Origin of the sequence: Microvirga sp. M2, from assembly GCF_047497095.1 — a bacterium.
Taxonomy (GTDB): Bacteria; Pseudomonadota; Alphaproteobacteria; order Rhizobiales; family Beijerinckiaceae; genus Microvirga.
Genome location: NZ_CP134063.1, coordinates 4,005,401 through 4,022,569 on the forward strand (window position 1 = coordinate 4,005,401; position 17,169 = coordinate 4,022,569).

At 64.8% G+C, this 17,169-nt stretch carries 11 protein-coding genes; 10 read left to right on the forward strand and 1 reads right to left on the reverse strand.

Annotation, left to right across the window (positions count from 1 at the left end; genetic code table 11):
* The first annotated feature begins 9 nt into the window (after positions 1–9).
* The 8 genes from RE429_RS19015 to RE429_RS19050 all read left to right on the forward strand — a co-directional run bounded on the left by RE429_RS19015 (position 10) and on the right by RE429_RS19050 (position 11,754).
* Positions 10–2,535, forward strand: coding sequence for a cellulose biosynthesis cyclic di-GMP-binding regulatory protein BcsB (locus RE429_RS19015; RefSeq protein ID WP_414472229.1), 2,526 nt, complete (start codon positions 10–12; stop codon positions 2,533–2,535).
* Positions 2,532–3,641, forward strand: coding sequence for a glycosyl hydrolase family 8 (locus tag RE429_RS19020; RefSeq protein WP_414472230.1), 1,110 nt, complete (start codon positions 2,532–2,534; stop codon positions 3,639–3,641). The genes RE429_RS19015 and RE429_RS19020 overlap by 4 nt, the downstream gene beginning before the upstream one ends.
* 167 nt (positions 3,642–3,808) lie before the next feature.
* Positions 3,809–5,779, forward strand: a complete 1,971-nt coding sequence (locus RE429_RS19025) for a tetratricopeptide repeat protein (protein WP_414472231.1) — start codon at positions 3,809–3,811, stop codon at positions 5,777–5,779.
* Positions 5,780–6,170: 391 nt separating this feature from the next.
* The gene (locus RE429_RS19030) at positions 6,171–7,772 is read left to right on the forward strand and encodes an ABC transporter substrate-binding protein (RefSeq protein ID WP_414472232.1); all 1,602 of its coding nucleotides are present in this window, start codon (positions 6,171–6,173) and stop codon (positions 7,770–7,772) included.
* A gap of 64 nt (positions 7,773–7,836) precedes the next feature.
* Positions 7,837–8,847 (forward strand): ABC transporter permease subunit, encoded by a 1,011-nt coding sequence (locus RE429_RS19035; protein ID WP_414472233.1) that lies wholly within the window; start codon positions 7,837–7,839, stop codon positions 8,845–8,847.
* Positions 8,844–9,755, forward strand: a complete 912-nt coding sequence (locus tag RE429_RS19040; RefSeq protein ID WP_414472234.1) for an ABC transporter permease subunit — start codon at positions 8,844–8,846, stop codon at positions 9,753–9,755. The genes RE429_RS19035 and RE429_RS19040 overlap by 4 nt, the downstream gene beginning before the upstream one ends.
* 2 nt (positions 9,756–9,757) lie before the next feature.
* Positions 9,758–10,774 carry an ABC transporter ATP-binding protein gene (locus tag RE429_RS19045; protein WP_414472235.1) on the forward strand — a complete coding sequence of 339 codons (1,017 nt, stop codon included), beginning with the start codon at positions 9,758–9,760 and terminating at the stop codon, positions 10,772–10,774.
* Positions 10,771–11,754 (forward strand): peptide ABC transporter ATP-binding protein, encoded by a 984-nt coding sequence (locus RE429_RS19050; RefSeq protein WP_414472236.1) that lies wholly within the window; start codon positions 10,771–10,773, stop codon positions 11,752–11,754. Before RE429_RS19045 ends, RE429_RS19050 begins: the two co-directional genes overlap by 4 nt.
* Positions 11,755–11,756: 2 nt before the next feature.
* Here RE429_RS19050 and RE429_RS19055 read toward each other — a convergent pair whose 3' ends face one another.
* Positions 11,757–13,778, reverse strand: a complete 2,022-nt coding sequence (locus tag RE429_RS19055) for an AI-2E family transporter (protein WP_414472237.1) — start codon at positions 13,776–13,778, stop codon at positions 11,757–11,759.
* 247 nt (positions 13,779–14,025) lie between these two features.
* On the opposite strand from RE429_RS19055, the gene RE429_RS19060 reads away from it, so the two are divergent.
* Positions 14,026–14,808 carry a dienelactone hydrolase family protein gene (locus RE429_RS19060; protein ID WP_414472238.1) on the forward strand — a complete coding sequence of 261 codons (783 nt, stop codon included), beginning with the start codon at positions 14,026–14,028 and terminating at the stop codon, positions 14,806–14,808.
* A 98-nt stretch (positions 14,809–14,906) separates the two neighbouring features.
* Complete coding sequence (locus RE429_RS19065; RefSeq protein ID WP_414472239.1) at positions 14,907–17,012, forward strand: M3 family metallopeptidase; 2,106 nt, start codon at positions 14,907–14,909, stop codon at positions 17,010–17,012.
* Positions 17,013–17,169: the final 157 nt, after the last annotated feature.

A 17,169-nucleotide genomic window follows, 5' to 3' on the forward strand; every position in this document is an offset into this window, starting at 1 on the left:
AGGCCTGCCGTGCGCTCCCTTCTGATCCCTCTCGTCATCGCGTTCGAACTGCTCGGGGTGCGAATGGCAGGGGCGCAAGTCGCCCCTTTCAACATGGGCGGGCCGCCCGCCACGCCGCCGGCCGGCGCGAACCCGCCCGCGCAGCCTCAGGCACCGCAGCGGACGGCCCCTTCCGGCACGTTCGACATGCGCGGCTCCTCTGCCGCGCCGCAGGCCCCGGTTCCGCAAAGCGGCCCCCCGGCTCCCGGGAGTTCCGCGGCGCCCTTTCAGACGGCGCCGGGCGCCGCATCCAGGCCCTCCGTTCCGACGACGCCGGCCCGCCCTGCCCTGGTCCGTATCGAACGCCCGATCCTGCCCTTTGAAACCATCCGCCTCGAAGGCGAGACGGATGCGCAGTCCTGGACGTTTCATCTGACCCAGGACGAGGCCTCGAGTGGCGCATCGATCGCGGTCGGATACAAGAACGCCGTCGTGGTGATGCCGGAAGGCTCCCGGCTGAGGATCGTGATCAATGGCGAGACCGTGGTCGACGCGCCCATTCAATCCTCCGAAGACATCAAAAGCGTCACCGCCACGATCCGGCCGGGTCTCTTGCGGGCCGGATCGAACTTCATCCGCATGGAGGCCTTCCAGCGTCACCGGACGGACTGCACCATCGCGGCCACCTACGAACTCTGGACCGATGTGGATTCGGCATCGACCAAGCTCATCTTTGCCGAAGGCGCCACGAAGACCCTGCGCAGCCTCGAGGATCTCCCGGCCGTCGGCGTCGATGCCTCCGGCGTCACGACGATCCGCGTGGTCGCTTCCAAGGTCTACCGCCCCGAAATCCGCGACCGTCTGCTGCGCCTCGTGCAGCTGATCGCGTTGCGCGGTCACTATGCCCGCCCCGTGATCCAGGTGGTGGAAGCCGACCCCGGCCCCTCGCCGGTCGGGACCATCAAGGTGGTGATGGGGCTCGCCGGCGAGTTGCGCGGGATGCTTCCGGGCGTCCCGGACAGCGCTCTGGCCCAACCCCTGACCATGATGATGCAGGAACCGGGCTCCATCGGATCGACCCTCGTTGTCTCCGGTCCGAGCTGGAGCGATCTGGATTCCGCCATCTCGGTCATCGGTGGGCAGGCCGTCAACACGGGGAAGGTGGATCAAGGCATCGTCGATACCGCCTCCTGGCACTGGCCCGAGGTTCAAACCGCCTTCGGCCGCCATTCCTTCCGCTTCGCGGATCTCGGCATCTCGACCCAGGAGTTCTCGGGCCGCCGTCTGAAGAATCGGTTCATCCTGAATCTCCCTCCCGATTTTTATGCGACGGAGTACGGAGAGGCGCTCCTCTACATCGATGCGGCCTACACCACGGCGGTGAGGCCGGGCAGCCACGTGAACGTCTTCGTCAACGACAAGATCAGCACGCAGCTCGTGATCACGGCACAAGGCGATATCGTCAAGCGCCACGCCATCCGGCTTCCGTTGAAACACTTCAAGTCGGGCCTCAACACCGTCTCGGTGGAAGTGGGTCTCCTGGCCGATGCGGATGATCGCTGCGCTCCGGGCGAAACATTGTCGGAGACGAACCGCTTCGTGCTCTTCGACACCAGCAGCCTCGAGTTCCCCGAGTTCGGGCGGATCGGACGGCAACCCGATCTCGGCGTGCTGAGCGCCGGCCATTTCCCGAACGAGGACGTTCCGACGACCGTCGTTCTGGCCCGTCCGGACACGCTGAACATCGCGGCCGCCGGTACGTTCCTGGCCCGTATGGCGCGCAGCGCCGGCACGCCCATGCGGACCCAATTCGCCAGCGCCGCCTCGGCGGAGGATCCGTCCGTCGTCTTCATCGGCGCCGTCGAACAGATCCCGGCGGGCCTCCTCAACCGTGTGCGGGTCTCCGAACACCTGCGCCTGGTCTGGCCGGCGACCCCGCTTCAGGCGGACGCTGCCTCTCACCGGGCTGCGAATACGGACTTCTCCATGACCGTGAAGCCGACCTCGGCGGACCGCAGCAGCACGGCCTCGACCGACGAAGTCCGGAAACGCTGGTCGGAATCCTTCCGCCGTCAGGGTTTCCTGCAGCAGACGCTCGGCACCCTGCAGGACTGGATGGAGCGGACGTTCAGCCTCTCCCTCAACTCCCTCTCGCTCAACAAGCGTCTCGACACCCCCTACGAACCGCCGCAGCGCTCGACCCTGCTCATCGCCCAGAACCGAACCTCCGAAGCAGGCGTCTGGACGCTCGTGACCGCCCGAACGGAGGAGGCCCTGGCCGAGGAGATGGCCCGCATGGCCGATCCGCTTCTGTGGTCGAAAGTTTCCGGCCGCGCGGTCGCTCTCGACCCGCGGGAATCCCATCTGCAGGTCGAGCCGATCCAGGATTACGTCTTCGTTCAGACGCAGCCGTTCTCCCTGCTGAACATGCGGCTCGTCGCGGCGAACTGGATGTCGGCCAACATTCTCCAATATGCGCTGCTCATGATGGCGTGCTGCCTGTTTCTGGGAACGGGAACATATCTGCTCCTGAAACGCCTGGGACGGCCCTCGTGAGGATCCTCGTCGGGCGCAACTCGCGGCTCCTGTCCTGGCTCCTCGCCGGGATGATCGCGATCGCCGCCCCGATATCGCCGTCCTGGAGCCTGTCCGTGCAGACCCTGAACGTGATCGGTACGATTTCGCCGGCGGAGTGGGAGGCTTACCGCTCCCACTTCATCGAGAACGACGGGCGCGTCGTCGACAACGCCAACGGCAATATCAGCCACAGCGAGGGGCAGGGCTACGGCCTGCTGCTGGCACTGGCCGCGAACGACCGTGTCACCTTCGAAAGGATCTGGACCTTCGTCTTCACCGAATTGCTGATTCGCGACGACGGACTGGCCGCCTGGAAATGGGACCCCAAGGCCAAGCCCCGGGTCACGGACCGCAACAACGCGACCGATGGGGACATTCTCATCGCCTATGCGCTGGCGAAGGCGGGCGCGGCCTGGAAGGAGCCCCGCTATACGACAGCCGCCCAGAAGCTCGCCAGGGCCATCGGCAAGTACACCTTCGGGTACACCTTCGGGCGCGATCGTGGGTCCGTCTTCCTCCTGCCGGGCGCGGAAGGCTTCAGCGAGGGCGAGCGCCCGGACGGACCGGTGGTCAACCTCTCGTACTGGGTCTTCGAAGCATTTCCCGTGCTCGCGAACCTTGCGCCGGAATACGAGTGGAACCGGGTCTGGCGGGAAGGCGTCGAACTGCTTCAGCAGGCCACTTCCGGCCGGATTCGGCTCCCTGCCGACTGGATCTCCATCCAAAGCAGAATGCAGACCAAGCCCGCCGACGGCTTCCCTCCGGAGTTCGGTTACAACTCGTTAAGGATACCGCTTTACCTTCTCCGGGCAGGAATGACCGATTTGGAGTGGTTGCGAGCTCTCAAGCAGCGCTGGTCTGCAGAGAACGAGGGGGTTGCCATCGTCAACGTCGTGACAGGAAGTATCCGGGAGCGGCCGAACGATCAGGGCTACGCTCTTCTCTCCGCCGCACTGGCCTGTGCACTGGACGGAACGCCTGTTCCCGGACAGCTGAAGACGTTCGATCCCCAGCTCTACTATCCGTCGACCCTGTATCTGATAACGAAGTCCTGGCTTGGTGAAAAACGTCCGCAATGCGTCTAGTTAGCAGCGCCATAACGATTGCGGTCCTTGTTCTGGGCTTCGCGGCAATCGCGCAACAGAATGGAAAGGAAGGCGGTCAATCCTCCTCCGCGCCCTCTCCGTTCCCTGTACCCACCCCTGCACCCACCCCTGCGGCTTCTCCTGCTCCTTCGAGCAATCAGCCGCAGGTGGACGAGTCCGCCCTGCGCTACTTCGCATCCCAGGGCGACACGCGCCGTGTGAATGCGGAGATCGCCCGCCTTCGCGCGCTCTATCCGAACTGGACGCCGCCGAGCGACATGTCCCAGCTTTCCGGGACGGTCACGGTCGACCCGATCATCGACCGGCTGTGGAATCTCTATAAGGAAGACCGTATCGCCGAGGTGCGCGCGGCCATTGCGGAACGCCAGTCGTCGGACCCGAACTGGAAGCCGCCGGAGGAGCTGACCACGGCCCTCGAGACCACCGAGTCACGCCGACGGCTCACCAATGCTTCCGATTCCGGCCAATGGCGCACGGTCCTTAACATCGCCACCGAGAATCCGAATCTTCTCACCTGCGTGAACGTGGACGTGCTCTGGCGTGTCGCCGAGGCCTTCGCCAAGACAGAACAATCCGACCGCAGTCGGGACGTCTATACCTATCTTCTCACCAATTGCGCCAATCCCGGCGAGCGCCTTGCGACCTTGCAGAAAGCCCTCGGCCTTCTGCCGGACAACCAGGTCGCGGACCTGCTGCAGTTCGAACGCAAAACCGGCAACGAACCCGACAATTTCGATTCCATCCGCGAGGAACTGGCGCGCCGCCGTGTCGAGCGCGCATCGAACGACGAGACGATGACGGCAACCGCAGAGGATCTTGCCGTCGTCGAGCGCATGACCCGCAACTCGGACGAGCCCGGCCCGGTTCTGGTCCTGGCTTGGTACAATTATCACCACGGCAACCCCGCGCGAGCGCTCGAACTGTTCAAGACCGCCCTCGACCGGAAGGGCGGGAACAAGGCCGCGGAAGGATACGCCATGTCCTTGCGGGCGCTCGAGCGCCTCACGGAGGCCGAGGCCTTCGCCTATGACTGGCACGACAAGGCCCCGGAGAACATGAAGGTCTATCTCGACGTGGCGACGGCCCTGTTGTCCCAGGACCCTCCGCCGCGCCTCGAGACCCGCATCGTGGCGCGCATCGTGCCCATCGCCATGAGCCAGCGCTTCCCGGACGGCGCCCAGGCGCTCGGCTGGTATGCCTACAACACGAGCCAGTTTCAGACGGCTCGGAGCTGGTTCCGCCAGGCTCTCGGCTGGCGGGCGGACGACGAACCATCGGCCTATGGCCTCGCCCTCACCACCCAGCGCCTGAACGACCGGGCCGGCTTCGGCGCCATCGTGGCCCAATGGCGCGACCGGTCGGAGCGGATCGCGGATCTTGCAGACGGCACCGTTCCCCAAGCGGCTCAGCCGCGCGTCCCATCGATCCGGACGGCTCAGCCCGTGGACAATCTTCCGCAGGTCTCGCTTCCGCAGGTCTCGATGCGCCCCGCCGCAATGCGGGCGGAAACCCCGCGCACGTTCGTGGAGACCAGCTCCCTTCCGGCGGAGACCCGCCCACGGACCGTGACGGTCGGGACGCGCACAGGGGCACGCCGCGGCTGCCTCGTGACACGCAATCCGGAGGGGCTTGCTCCGGATGCTGCGGTCGCTCTCGGGTGGTGCCTGATGGAGGCCAACCGTCCCTTGGAAGCGGCCAGCGCCTTCGACGAGGCCATTCGGAGGGGTGGCGGCCGCACCCGTGAGGAAGCGGCCTATGGAAAGTCTCTCGCTTACCTGCGCAAGAACCTGACGTCCGAGGCCGCCGTGGCCGCCGCGCAGGCTCCGCAGACAGGCGAGCGGCGCGTCGAGCTGAGCGCCTCGATCCTCGGCCAGCGGGCGCTCGCCGCCTATCGCGACGGGCGCTATGTCGAGACCATCCTGGCCCTGAGCGAGCGGGCCCGGATCGTGCCGGAACAGACCGACCTCATGCTGATCCGCGGCTGGTCCTACTACAAGCTCGGCCGCTACCAGGATGCCGAGAAGGTCTTCCGCGCGGTTCAACGCACCGGCAATTCCGAAGACGCCAGCATCGGCCTGAACGCGGTCCTGGAAGCGAGAATTCCCGCTCGCCAGTAGTCCAAGCGCCCTGCCGCGCATCGGACGGGCCTTGAAAGGGCCCGCCGACTGCCCCGCCCGCTGCCTCAGGACCATTGGCCGCATCCAGGCCGGCTCGAACACCCACCCTGACCTTACGGAAGTCACATTCTGCCCCCTTTTCAGGGCAGGAACTGTCACGACATGCGCCCGCTGTGGATGGTTTGCGGCCCGGCGCAGCCCAAAGCCCGTAGAATCTCGGAAATTTGAAACGGCTGATTTCTTAAAAGAAACTGCGCAAGCGGGCACAGAATGGTAAATTTATTCCAAAAATTAGCCAAGGTCGTTGGGACAGATTGACATTATTGAGGCTTCGCACCTTAACTTCGTCACAGAACGGCCACGAGTAGCGCCGTCTCAGAGGACCATCAGAATGAAGAAATCAGCCCTTTTCGCAGCGATCTGCGTTCCGGCTTTCCTGGCCGCGGCTCCGCTGGCCGCCAAAACCCTCGTGTACTGCTCCGAGGGTAGCCCGGAGAACTTTTATCCCGGCGTGAACACCACCGGCACGTCGTTCGACGCCAGCGAGCAGATCTACAACCGCATCGTCGAGTTCGAGCGCGGCGGCACGAAGGTCAATCCGAGCCTCGCCGAGAAGTGGGACGTGTCCGCCGACGGCACCGTCTACACCTTCCACCTCCGCAAGGGCGTGAAGTGGCACTCCAACAAGACCTTCAAGCCGACCCGCGAGATGAACGCCGACGACATCGTGTTCATGTTCGAGCGTCAGTGGAAGGAAGACAATCCGTACTTCAAGGTCACCAGCCCGAACCACTCCTACTTCGGCGACATGGGCATGCCCGCCCTGCTGAAGTCGGTCGAGAAGGTCGACGATTATACGGTCCGCGTCACCCTGAACCGCCCGGAGGCTCCGTTCCTGGCCGACCTCGCCATGATGTGGGCGAGCGTCCAGTCGAAGGAATATGCGGACGCCATGCTGAAGGCCGGCACGCCTGAGAAGATCGACCAGGATCCGATCGGCACGGGCCCGTTCTCCCTGGTGCAGTACCAGAAGGACGCCATCATCCGCTACAAGGCGTTCCCGGATTACTGGGCCGGCAAGGCCAAGATCGACGACCTCGTCTTCTCGATCACGCCGGACGCGTCGGTGCGCTGGGCCAAGCTCCAGAAGGGCGAGTGCCACGTCATGCCGTATCCGAACCCGGCTGACCTCGACGCCATGAAGAAGGACCCGAACGTCCAGATCCTGGAGCAGCCCGGGCTGAACATCGGCTACCTCGCCTATCAGACCACGAAGAAGCCCTTCGACGACGTCCGCGTCCGCAAGGCCGTGAACATGGCCATGAACAAGAAGGCCATCGTCGACGCCGTGTTCCTCGGCTCCGGCGTTCCGGCCAAGAACCCGATCCCGCCGTCCATGTGGGGCTACAACGATTCCGTGAAGGAAGACGAGTACAACCCGGACGCCGCCAAGAAGCTGCTGGCCGAGGCCGGCTACCCGAACGGCTTCGAGACCGACCTCTGGGCCATGCCGGTTCAGCGTCCCTACAACCCGAATGCCCGCCGCATCGCCGAGCTGATGCAGGCCGACCTCGCCAAAGTCGGCGTGAAGGCCGAGATCAAGAGCTTCGAATGGGGTGAGTATCGCAAGCGGGCTCAGGCCGGCGAGCACCAGATGGCTCAGCTCGGCTGGACGGGCGACAACGGCGATCCGGACAACTTCCTCCACACCCTTCTGGGCTGCGCCTCGGCGGCCAGCGCTTCCGGCTCGAACATCGCCAAGTGGTGCTACAAGCCCTTCGACGATCTCGTGACGAAGGCGAAGGTGACGACCGATCAGGCGGAGCGCACCAAGCTCTACGAGCAGGCTCAGGTGATCTTCAAGGAGCAGGCTCCCTGGTTCACCATCGCTCACGCTGTTCAGCTGAAGCCGGTCCGCAAGGAAGTGGTTGACTTCAAGCTCTCGCCGTTCGGCCGTCATACCTTCTACGGCGTGGACATCAAGGGCAAGTAAGCCTTCCCACTCAACCTATGGCGGAGCGGCTCGTTCAGCCGCTCCGCCTTTTTACGTTCAGACGATGCTCAGATTCATCCTTACCCGCGTCAGCCTGATCATCCCGACCTTTCTCGGGATCACGCTGCTTGCCTTCTTCCTGATCCGCCTCGTGCCGGGCGATCCCATTGAAACTCTCGCCGGCGAGCGCGGCATCGACCCCGCCCGCCACGAGCAACTGCTGAAGGAATACGGCCTCGACAAGCCTGTCTTCGTGCAATACGGGATCTATCTGTCCCATGTCCTGCAGGGCGATCTCGGCAAGTCGATGATCACGCAGGAGCCGGTTCTGAGCGAGTTCAAGGCCCTGTTTCCGGCAACCGTCGAGCTGGCCCTCTGCGCCATCCTCTTCGCGCTGATCATCGGCCTGCCCGCGGGGATCATCGCGGCGCTCCGACGAAATTCCATCTTCGACCATGGCGTGATGGGCATCTCGCTCACCGGCTATTCCATGCCGATCTTCTGGTGGGGCCTCATCCTCATCCTGGTCTTCTCCGTTCAGTTCGACCTCACGCCGGTCTCCGGCCGCATCGACGTTCTCTACTACATCGAGCCGACGACCGGCTTCCTGCTCATCGACACGCTCCTGTCCGACGAGGAAGGCGCATTCTGGTCGGCGGTCCAGCATCTCATCCTGCCGACCATCGTGCTCGGCACGGTGCCGCTCGCCGTGATCGCCCGCATGACCCGTTCCGCGATGCTGGAAGTCCTCGGCGAGGACTACATCCGAACCGCCAAGGCCAAGGGCCTGTCCCGTTTCCGCATCGTCGCCCTGCACGCGCTGCGCAACGCCCTCATCCCGGTGGTGACCGTGATCGGCCTGCAGATCGGCGTTCTCTTCACCGGCGCGATCCTCACCGAGACCATCTTTTCCTGGCCGGGTGTGGGGAAATGGCTCATCGACGCGATCTTCCGGCGTGATTATCCCGTCCTGCAGGGTGGCGCCCTGCTGCTCGGCGTCGTGGTGATGAGCGTGAACCTGCTCGTCGATCTCGCCTACGGCCTCATCAATCCTCGCATCAGGCACACGCGATGACCACTGAAACCATGGAAACCCCGGCCGTCGCGGCTCCGACGGCCACCCCTCCCCACCCCTTGCGTGAGTTCTGGGGCTATTTCAGCGCCAATCACGGCGCCGTCGCCGGTCTCATCATCATCGTGGCCGTCGTGCTCGTCGCCTTGCTGGCGCCCGTGATCGCGCCGCACGATCCGAACCTCACGAACACCGCCATCGCCCTGAGACCTCCGTTCTGGCAGGAGGGCGGCTCGATCTCTCATCCCCTCGGCACGGATCCGATCGGGCGCGATATTCTCTCCCGGCTGATGTTCGGTGCGCAGCTGTCGCTTCTGATCGGCATCGCGGTCGTTTCGGTCTCCATCGTCATCGGCACGGTGCTCGGCCTGGTGGCGGGCTTCTTCCGCGGCCTGACCGAGATTTTCATCATGCGCCTGATGGATATCATCCTCACGCTGCCGAGCCTTCTGCTCGCCATCGTCATCGTGGCCGTTCTCGGTCCCGGCCTGATGAATGCCATGCTCGCGGTCGCCCTCGTGATTTTGCCGCATTACGTGCGCCTTGCACGCGCGGCGGTGATCACGGAAACATCGAAGGACTACGTCACGGCGGCCCGCGTGAGCGGCGCCGGCACGACGCGCCTCATGTTCAAGGAGGTCCTGCCGAACTGCACGGCCCCTCTCATCGTGCAGGCCTCGCTCGGCATCTCCACGGCGATCCTCGACGCGGCGGCCCTGGGCTTCCTGGGCCTGGGCGCGCAGCCGCCGTCGCCCGAATGGGGCACCATGCTGGCCGATGCCCGCGAATTCGTGCTCCGTGCGTGGTGGGTCGTGACCTTCCCCGGTCTCGCGATCCTCATCACGGTTCTTGCCTTCAACCTTCTGGGCGACGGCCTCCGCGACGCCCTGGATCCAAAGCTGAAGCGCTGATCATGGCTCTTGTCGAAATCGAAAATCTGTCGGTCGAATTTCCGACCCAAGGCGGCATCATGCGGGCCGTGGACGGGGTCAGCCTTACCCTCGATGAGGGAGAGGTGCTCGGCGTCGTGGGCGAATCCGGCTCCGGAAAAAGCGTCACGATGCTGGCCCTCATGGGCCTCATCCCGTACCCCGGCCGCGTGAAGGCGGACAAGCTCACCTTCAACGGACGCGACCTCCTGACGATCTCGGAACGCGAACGCCGCAGGCTCACGGGCAAGGACGTCGCGATAATCTTCCAGGAGCCGATGACGAGCCTGAACCCATCCTTCACCATCGGGTTCCAGCTCACGGAGACCCTGCGCCTGCATGAGAGAATGAACCGCAAGGCCGCCCGCCACAGGGCCATCGAACTGCTCGAGCAGGTGGGCATTCCCTCGCCGGAAAGCCGCCTTTCAGCGTTCCCGCACCAGCTCTCGGGCGGCATGAACCAGCGCGTGATGATCGCCATGGCGATCGCCTGCAATCCGAAGCTGCTCATCGCGGACGAGCCCACCACCGCTCTCGACGTGACGATCCAGGCGCAGATCCTGGACCTTCTCATGACGCTCCAGAAGGAGCGCAACATGGGCCTCGTCATGATCACGCACAACATGGGGGTCGTGGCCGATACCGCCAAGCGCGTGATGGTGATGTATGCGGGCCAGATCATGGAGGAGCGCTCGGCGGCCGACCTCTTCGCCTCGCCGCAGCACCCCTACACGGCGGCCCTGCTGGCGGCCCTGCCGGAACGCAGCGAAGGCGGGCGTCTCGCAACGATCCCGGGCGTCGTGCCGGGCCTCTACGACCGTCCGAAGGGTTGCCTGTTCAGCCCGCGCTGCGCCTATGCGACGGAGCATTCGCGCAATGTGCGGCCGGACCTGCGCTCCTGGGCCGGCGGCAAGATCCGCTGCCATTACCCGCTCGGCGATCCGAACCGGAGCGCCGCCATCCAGCACGATCATCCCATTAGGACGGAGACTGCGTCGTGAGCGCTCCCGTTGTTGAGGCCAAGGGCCTGAAGCAGATCTACAAGGTCAAGCGGGGGCTGTTCAAGGAGCCGGCGGCCCTGCAGGCCGTGGGCGGCATTTCGTTTTCCGTCGAGCCGGGCAAGACCCTGGCGGTGGTGGGCGAATCCGGCTGCGGCAAGTCCACCCTCGCCCGCATGGTGACGCTGATCGAGAAGCCGACCGAGGGCCAGCTCTCCCTCGACGGCATCGATGCGGTCCATCCGCCGTCGAATTACGCGCGAGAGCTGCGCCGCATGGTGCAGCTCGTCTTCCAGAACCCCTACGGCTCGCTCAATCCTCGCAAGAAGGTCGGCACCATCCTCGAGGAGCCGCTCGTCATCAACACCAGCCTCTCCTCGGCCGAACGCAAGGAGCGGGTGCGCGCCATGATGGCGAAGGTGGGCCTGCGGCCCGAGCACTACAACCGCTATCCCCACATGTTCTCAGGCGGCCAGCGCCAGCGCATCGCGATCGCGCGCGCGCTGATGCTCTCGCCGAAGCTCGTCGTGGCGGACGAACCGGTCTCCGCGCTCGATGTCTCGATCCAGGCACAGGTGCTGAACCTTCTCGCCGATCTGCAGCAGGAGATGGGCCTCGCCTATCTCTTCATCTCGCACGATCTCGGCGTGGTCAGGCACATCGCCCATGACGTGCTCGTCATGTATCTCGGCTTTGCGGTCGAGCACGGTCCGAAGGACAGGATCTACGCGCGTCCGCTGCATCCCTATACCCAGGCGCTCCTCTCCTCCACGCCCGGCATCACCGGCGTGAAGCGCAAGCGCATCGTGCTGAAAGGCGAACTTCCGTCGCCGCTCAACCCGCCGAAGGGATGCGTATTCTCCACCCGCTGTCCCTATGTGACGGAGCGCTGCAAGGTCGAGCGTCCGCAGTTGCGGGAGCTCGATGGCCGGCTGGTGGCCTGCCACTACGCCGAGGACTTCCTGAAGGAAGCAGCGGCTTGAGGTCAGGCAGGCAGCGGCAGGCGCTTTCCTGCCGCTGCCTCGGTCGCGGCCTTGCCGGTCGTGACGGTCTGCGGAAGCTCCTCCTCGCCGGTGGCGACCTTCAGGCATTGAACCACCGCATCGCGCATCGCGGAAACGTAGTAATCCGCACCCAGCACCGCGCGCATGGACTCGCTCTTCAACACCGCGTCCTCTGCGGGCCACAGCCCCACGAGAATGGGCGCCTTTGGCGCCTGCCGCCTCAAGCGCCTCAGAAGATAGCGCAGATGCGCAGGCGTACCGCGGATTTCCAGATAGCTGATGCAGATCATCTGAACGCCCGTCATATCGAGCCGATAGATCCCCGAGCGTGAGACGGCTTCGTGCGGCACGAGACGGCTCCCGAGCCCATGCTTGTTCAAAAGCTGGGCCAGCATCTCGGAGGCTGCCTCATCGAGAGGGCCGCGTCCTGCGATGCACATGACGGCCCCTTCCGCTTTCCATTCTGCGCCGATCCTGTCCTCATGGGGCATCTCCCCCATGACGGCGGGCTCCCTGATGACCGGCTTCTCGCTCTGCGGAGAGGCAACCGGCTCATCCCGGGTCTCGTGCGGTGGAGGCTCGATGTCCTCATGGCCGCCGAGATCCTGCACGAGCGCCTTGACGACCGCCCGCACCTGCTCGAGCTGTCGATGAGTGAGCACGCCGCGCGTGGCATCGTTGGCGGCAAGCTGCAAGCCTCTGAGCGCGACCTCGTCGTAATAGGACGTGAGCGAACGCTCCTTCAGGAGAACCTCTGCCGAGTCCAGCGCCTCGTCGGGATCGCCCGCGAGCATGCGCTGGTAGAGGTTTTCCGCGGGCGTCAAAGCGGGCCTGTCGCCGAGCAGCACATCGAGGAACTCGAGCCGCTCCACATGACGCCCGAGCACAACGAGGCACAACGTGAGCGGCGTTGCGATCAGCAGCCCGACAGGCCCCCAGATCCAGGTCCAGAAGATGGCCGAGATGACGACCGAGAAGGGCGAAAGGCCGGTGCTCTGCCCGTAGACGATAGGCTCCACCACCTGCCCCATGAGCGGTTCGCCGACCACGAACAGCGCCGCCGCCATGATCGCCATCGACCAGCCGGGATCGACGGCGGCCGCAAGCAGGATCGGCGGCGCCGCCGCAAGGAACGAGCCGATATAGGGAACGAAACGCATCAACGCGGCGAAGACGCCCCACAATGCGGGGCTCGGCACTCCGATGACCCACAAGCCGATACCCGCGACCAGGCCGAAGGTGGCATTCAACGCGAGCTGCGTGAGGAAATAGCGGCTGAGACGTCGCGCGCCGTCGTCCATGGCGACCGTCGTCCGGTGCAGATCGCTCGATCCGAAAAGACGGATCATGCGGTCGCGCAGATCTTCCCGCTGCATGAGGATGAAGACGAGGGCCACGAAGACGATGCCCATGGTTGCGAAAGGCTTGAGCAGGGGCAGCAGGAGGTCGCGGGCAACCTGAAGCGGTGTCGGCTCCGGCTGATGAACCTCGACGGGCATCGGCTTCGGTTCCTCGGCCGGAGGCGCGGACGTGCCGGGCGATGACGGGGCTCCCGCTTCCTGCTGGTCGCCGACGGCCCTGTCGAACCGGCGGCCGAAGTCGCGGAGCAGGTTCGGCAGCTTGCCCAGGCTCCCCTCCCGCAACGAGCCGATCTTTCTCTCGATCGTGGTCTGGTAGCGCGGCAGGTCCGACGCGAGACCGGCGAGCTGAAAGCCGATCACGCCGGCGATGGAGGCAATGATTCCGATGGCCACGAGGACGGCAATGATGACGGACGGCACGCGCCCCAGATGCCAGCGCCGCATCAGATCGACGAAAGGAGCGAGCACGAAGGCAAGCAGGATGGCGAGCACCACCGGCAGGAAGACCTCACGGCCCACGTAAAGTCCTGCCAGGACGACGACGCCCACGGCCAGAGTCATCAGTCCGGAGAGCCCCGGGACGCCCGGGGGCTCGATTTCCTGATCGGGAGGTGGCGGCACTGGGGCGGAGGCAGGGCGCATCGTTTCAAGATCTCTGCTGGCCGCGAGACAATCTCGCCGGTCAGCAAACAACGTGCGGAATCGGCAAAACGATCCTTGGCCGTTGCCGTAAAGGGGAAATTCCCGAAAAGCTGGGACCTTTTGCCATCTGCAACCGCCGCGCCCCGCTCCCATCTTGAGGGTGATCCCGGTTCATTCCCACGAAGCCCAATCCCGAAGTCCAGCCCCGAAGTCCAGCCCCGAAGTCCAGTCCCGAAGTCCAGTTCCCATGCCGCTCACGAGACGCAGCCTTCTGGCCGGCGCAGCGCTCGCCGCCTCCCCTTCCCTTCTTCACGCCCAACAGGATTCATCCCGCCCGATGCCCGTTCAGGAAAAGCGCAGCACCTTCACCAGCGGCGGCAAGGCCATTGCCGTGGACACGTTTCAAACCTCGAAAGCGGGGCAGCAGCCTGCCGTGCTGATGCTGCATGGCGCGGACGGCTTGAGCTACAACGCTCAATACCGCGAAGGCGCACGAGGCGTCGCCGCATCAGGTTATCAGGTCCATCTCGTCCACTACCTTGACCGCACCGGCGAGAAGCGGGCCTCCTTCGCCACCCTGTTCCAGAACTTCAAGCCCTGGATGGACACGGTGGAGGATGCGCTGACCTTCGCGTCGATTTATCCCGGTGCGGATGCGAGCCGGATCGGGATCATCGGCATTTCGCTCGGCGCGGCCCTCGGCCTTGCGGTCTCCTCGACGGACAGTCGGGTCAAGACCCTCGTCAACTACTTCGGGCCCCTGCCTCAGGGCGCCATCGCCACCACCCCGCGCCTTCCCCCGACGCTCGTCCTGCACGGCTCGGCCGACCCGATCGTTCCCGTGGCGAACGCTTACGCAGTGGAGGCGCTGCTTCGGCGGCAGAACGTGCCGCACGAGGTGAAGGTCTATCCCGGCCAGGGCCATGGCTTCCGAGGCGCCGCCGAGAAGGATGCCATGCACAGGGCGCTTGCCTTTCTGCGCCGCTATCTGACCGGCGCCGACATCTCACCTCTTCCGATAGGCGGCTGAGCCCCTCGTTGCCGCATCGGACGCAAAACCGGCTCCCACTTTTGCGGCCGATGCTCTAAGACTTGAAACACAAAACGATCAGGCGGAGCACCTCAACGATGGCATCCAGCGCGAACCTCCCGGGCAATCCTCTCCTTGCCACCTGGAAGACTCCCTTCGGCATTCCCCCCTTCGAAAGCATTGCGCCTGAGCATTACAGACCGGCCTTCGATCAGGCCCTGGCCGAACAGCAGACCGAGATCGCGGCCATCGCCGAGAGCGCGGCAGCTCCCACCTTCGTCAACACGATCGAGGCCCTGGAGCGTAGCGGCGCGACGCTCAAGCGGGTGGGAGGCGTGTTCTTCAATCTCGCAGGCTCCCATACGAACGAAGCGATCCAGGCCGTCGAGCGCGAGATGGCGCCGGTTCTTGCCAAGCACCGCAACAGCATCTTCATGAACGAGGCGCTCTACAAACGCGTCGCGGCCCTCTATGAGCAGCGCGAGACCCTCGGCCTGAGCGCGGAGCAGGCGCGGGTGCTCGACCGCTATCATACGATCTTCGTGCGGGCCGGGGCCAAGCTCGGCCCCGACGAGAAGAAGCGCCTCGCCGCCATCACGGAGCGCCTCGCGAGCCTCGGCACGCAATTCTCCCAGAATGTGCTCGCCGACGAGAAGTCCTATCAGCTCGTGCTGGAGGGCGAAGAGGATCTCGCAGGTCTTCCCTCCTTTCTGCGGGAAGCGGCGGCACAGGCTGCGGAAGAGCGCGGCCTGAAAGGCAAGCACGTCATCACCCTCTCACGCTCCAGCATCGAGCCGTTTCTGCAGTTTTCCGGGAGACGCGATCTGCGCGAGCAGGCCTTCAAGGCCTGGGCGTCGCGCGGCGACAACGACGGCCCGACGGACAACAAGGCGATCATCGCCGAGATGGCGGCGCTTCGCGTCGAGCGCGCGAGGCTGCTGGGTTACAAGACCTTCGCCGATTTCAAGCTGTCCGACACCATGGCGAAGGCTCCGGACGCGGTGCTGACGCTTCTGAACGATGTCTGGAACCCCGCCCGCGCCCGTGCGGAGGCCGAGCGGGACGATCTGCAGGCGCTCGCCCAGGCTCAGGGTGACAATATCGTGATCGAGCCCTGGGATTGGCGCTTCTATGCGGATCAGGTGCGGATGGCCCGTCACAATCTCGACGAGGCGACGATCAAGCCGTATTTCCGGCTCGACCGGATCATCGAAGCCGCCTTCGAGACGGCGCACCGGCTCTTCGGCCTGAGCTTCCGGGAATTGGAGGATTTCCCGAAATACCATCCCGATATCCGCGCCTGGCAGGTGCTCGATGCCGCCGGCGCCCCTATCGGCACCTTCATCGGCGATTACTTCGCGCGCTCATCCAAGCGCAGCGGCGCCTGGATGAGCGCCTTCCGCTCGCAGGAGAGGCTCACGGGCGACGTGCGGCCCATCATCGTGAACGTGATGAACTTCGCGAAAGGCGGAGCGGGCGAGCCGTCCCTGCTCAGCTTCGACGATGCGCGCACGCTCTTCCATGAATTCGGTCACGGCCTGCACGGGCTTCTCTCGAACGTGACGTATCCGCTTCTCGCGGGCACGTCCGTTTCGACGGATTTCGTGGAGCTGCCGTCGCAGCTCTTCGAGCATTGGCTGTCGCAGCCCGAGATCCTTCGCGGCTACGCCACTCATTACCGGACGGGCGAGCCGATGCCGGAGGAGCTGCTTGAGCGCCTGATGGCGGCGAGAAACTTCAATCAGGGCTTCGCGACGGTGGAATACCTGGCATCCGCCTTCGTCGATCTCGAGCTGCATCGCCGCAAGGACGTGACGGATCTCGACGTCGGCGCCTTCGAGAAGGACACGCTGGACAGGATCGGCATGCCGCGCGAGATCATCATGCGCCATCGCACACCTCATTTCACCCATGTGTTCTCGGGCGACGGCTATTCCTCGGGCTATTACAGCTATCTCTGGTCGGAGGTGCTGGACGCGGATGCCTTCATGGCGTTCGAGGAGACCGGAGACGCCTTCAACGAGGAAATGGCCGAGAAGCTCAAACGCTTCATCTATTCCGCCGGAAATCTTCGCGATCCGGCCGAAGCCTACACGGCATTCCGGGGACGTCTGCCGACCGCAGACGCGCTCTTGGGCAAGCGCGGACTGGCGCGGACTGGCGGCTTAGATCGGGACGGGCAGGCAGGCCGGGCGCCTGCTTAGACCAGATCGGGCATAAACTGCTTCGGCCGGCTGGACAGGCGGAAATGCATTCGGACATTCTGGGGGAGGCGTCTCGACGGAGCAGCTTCCCTCGGTTCCGTCGGGGCGACGGGCGCCGGACGCAATACGCTCAAGAGGAAAGCCATTCCTTGAGGAT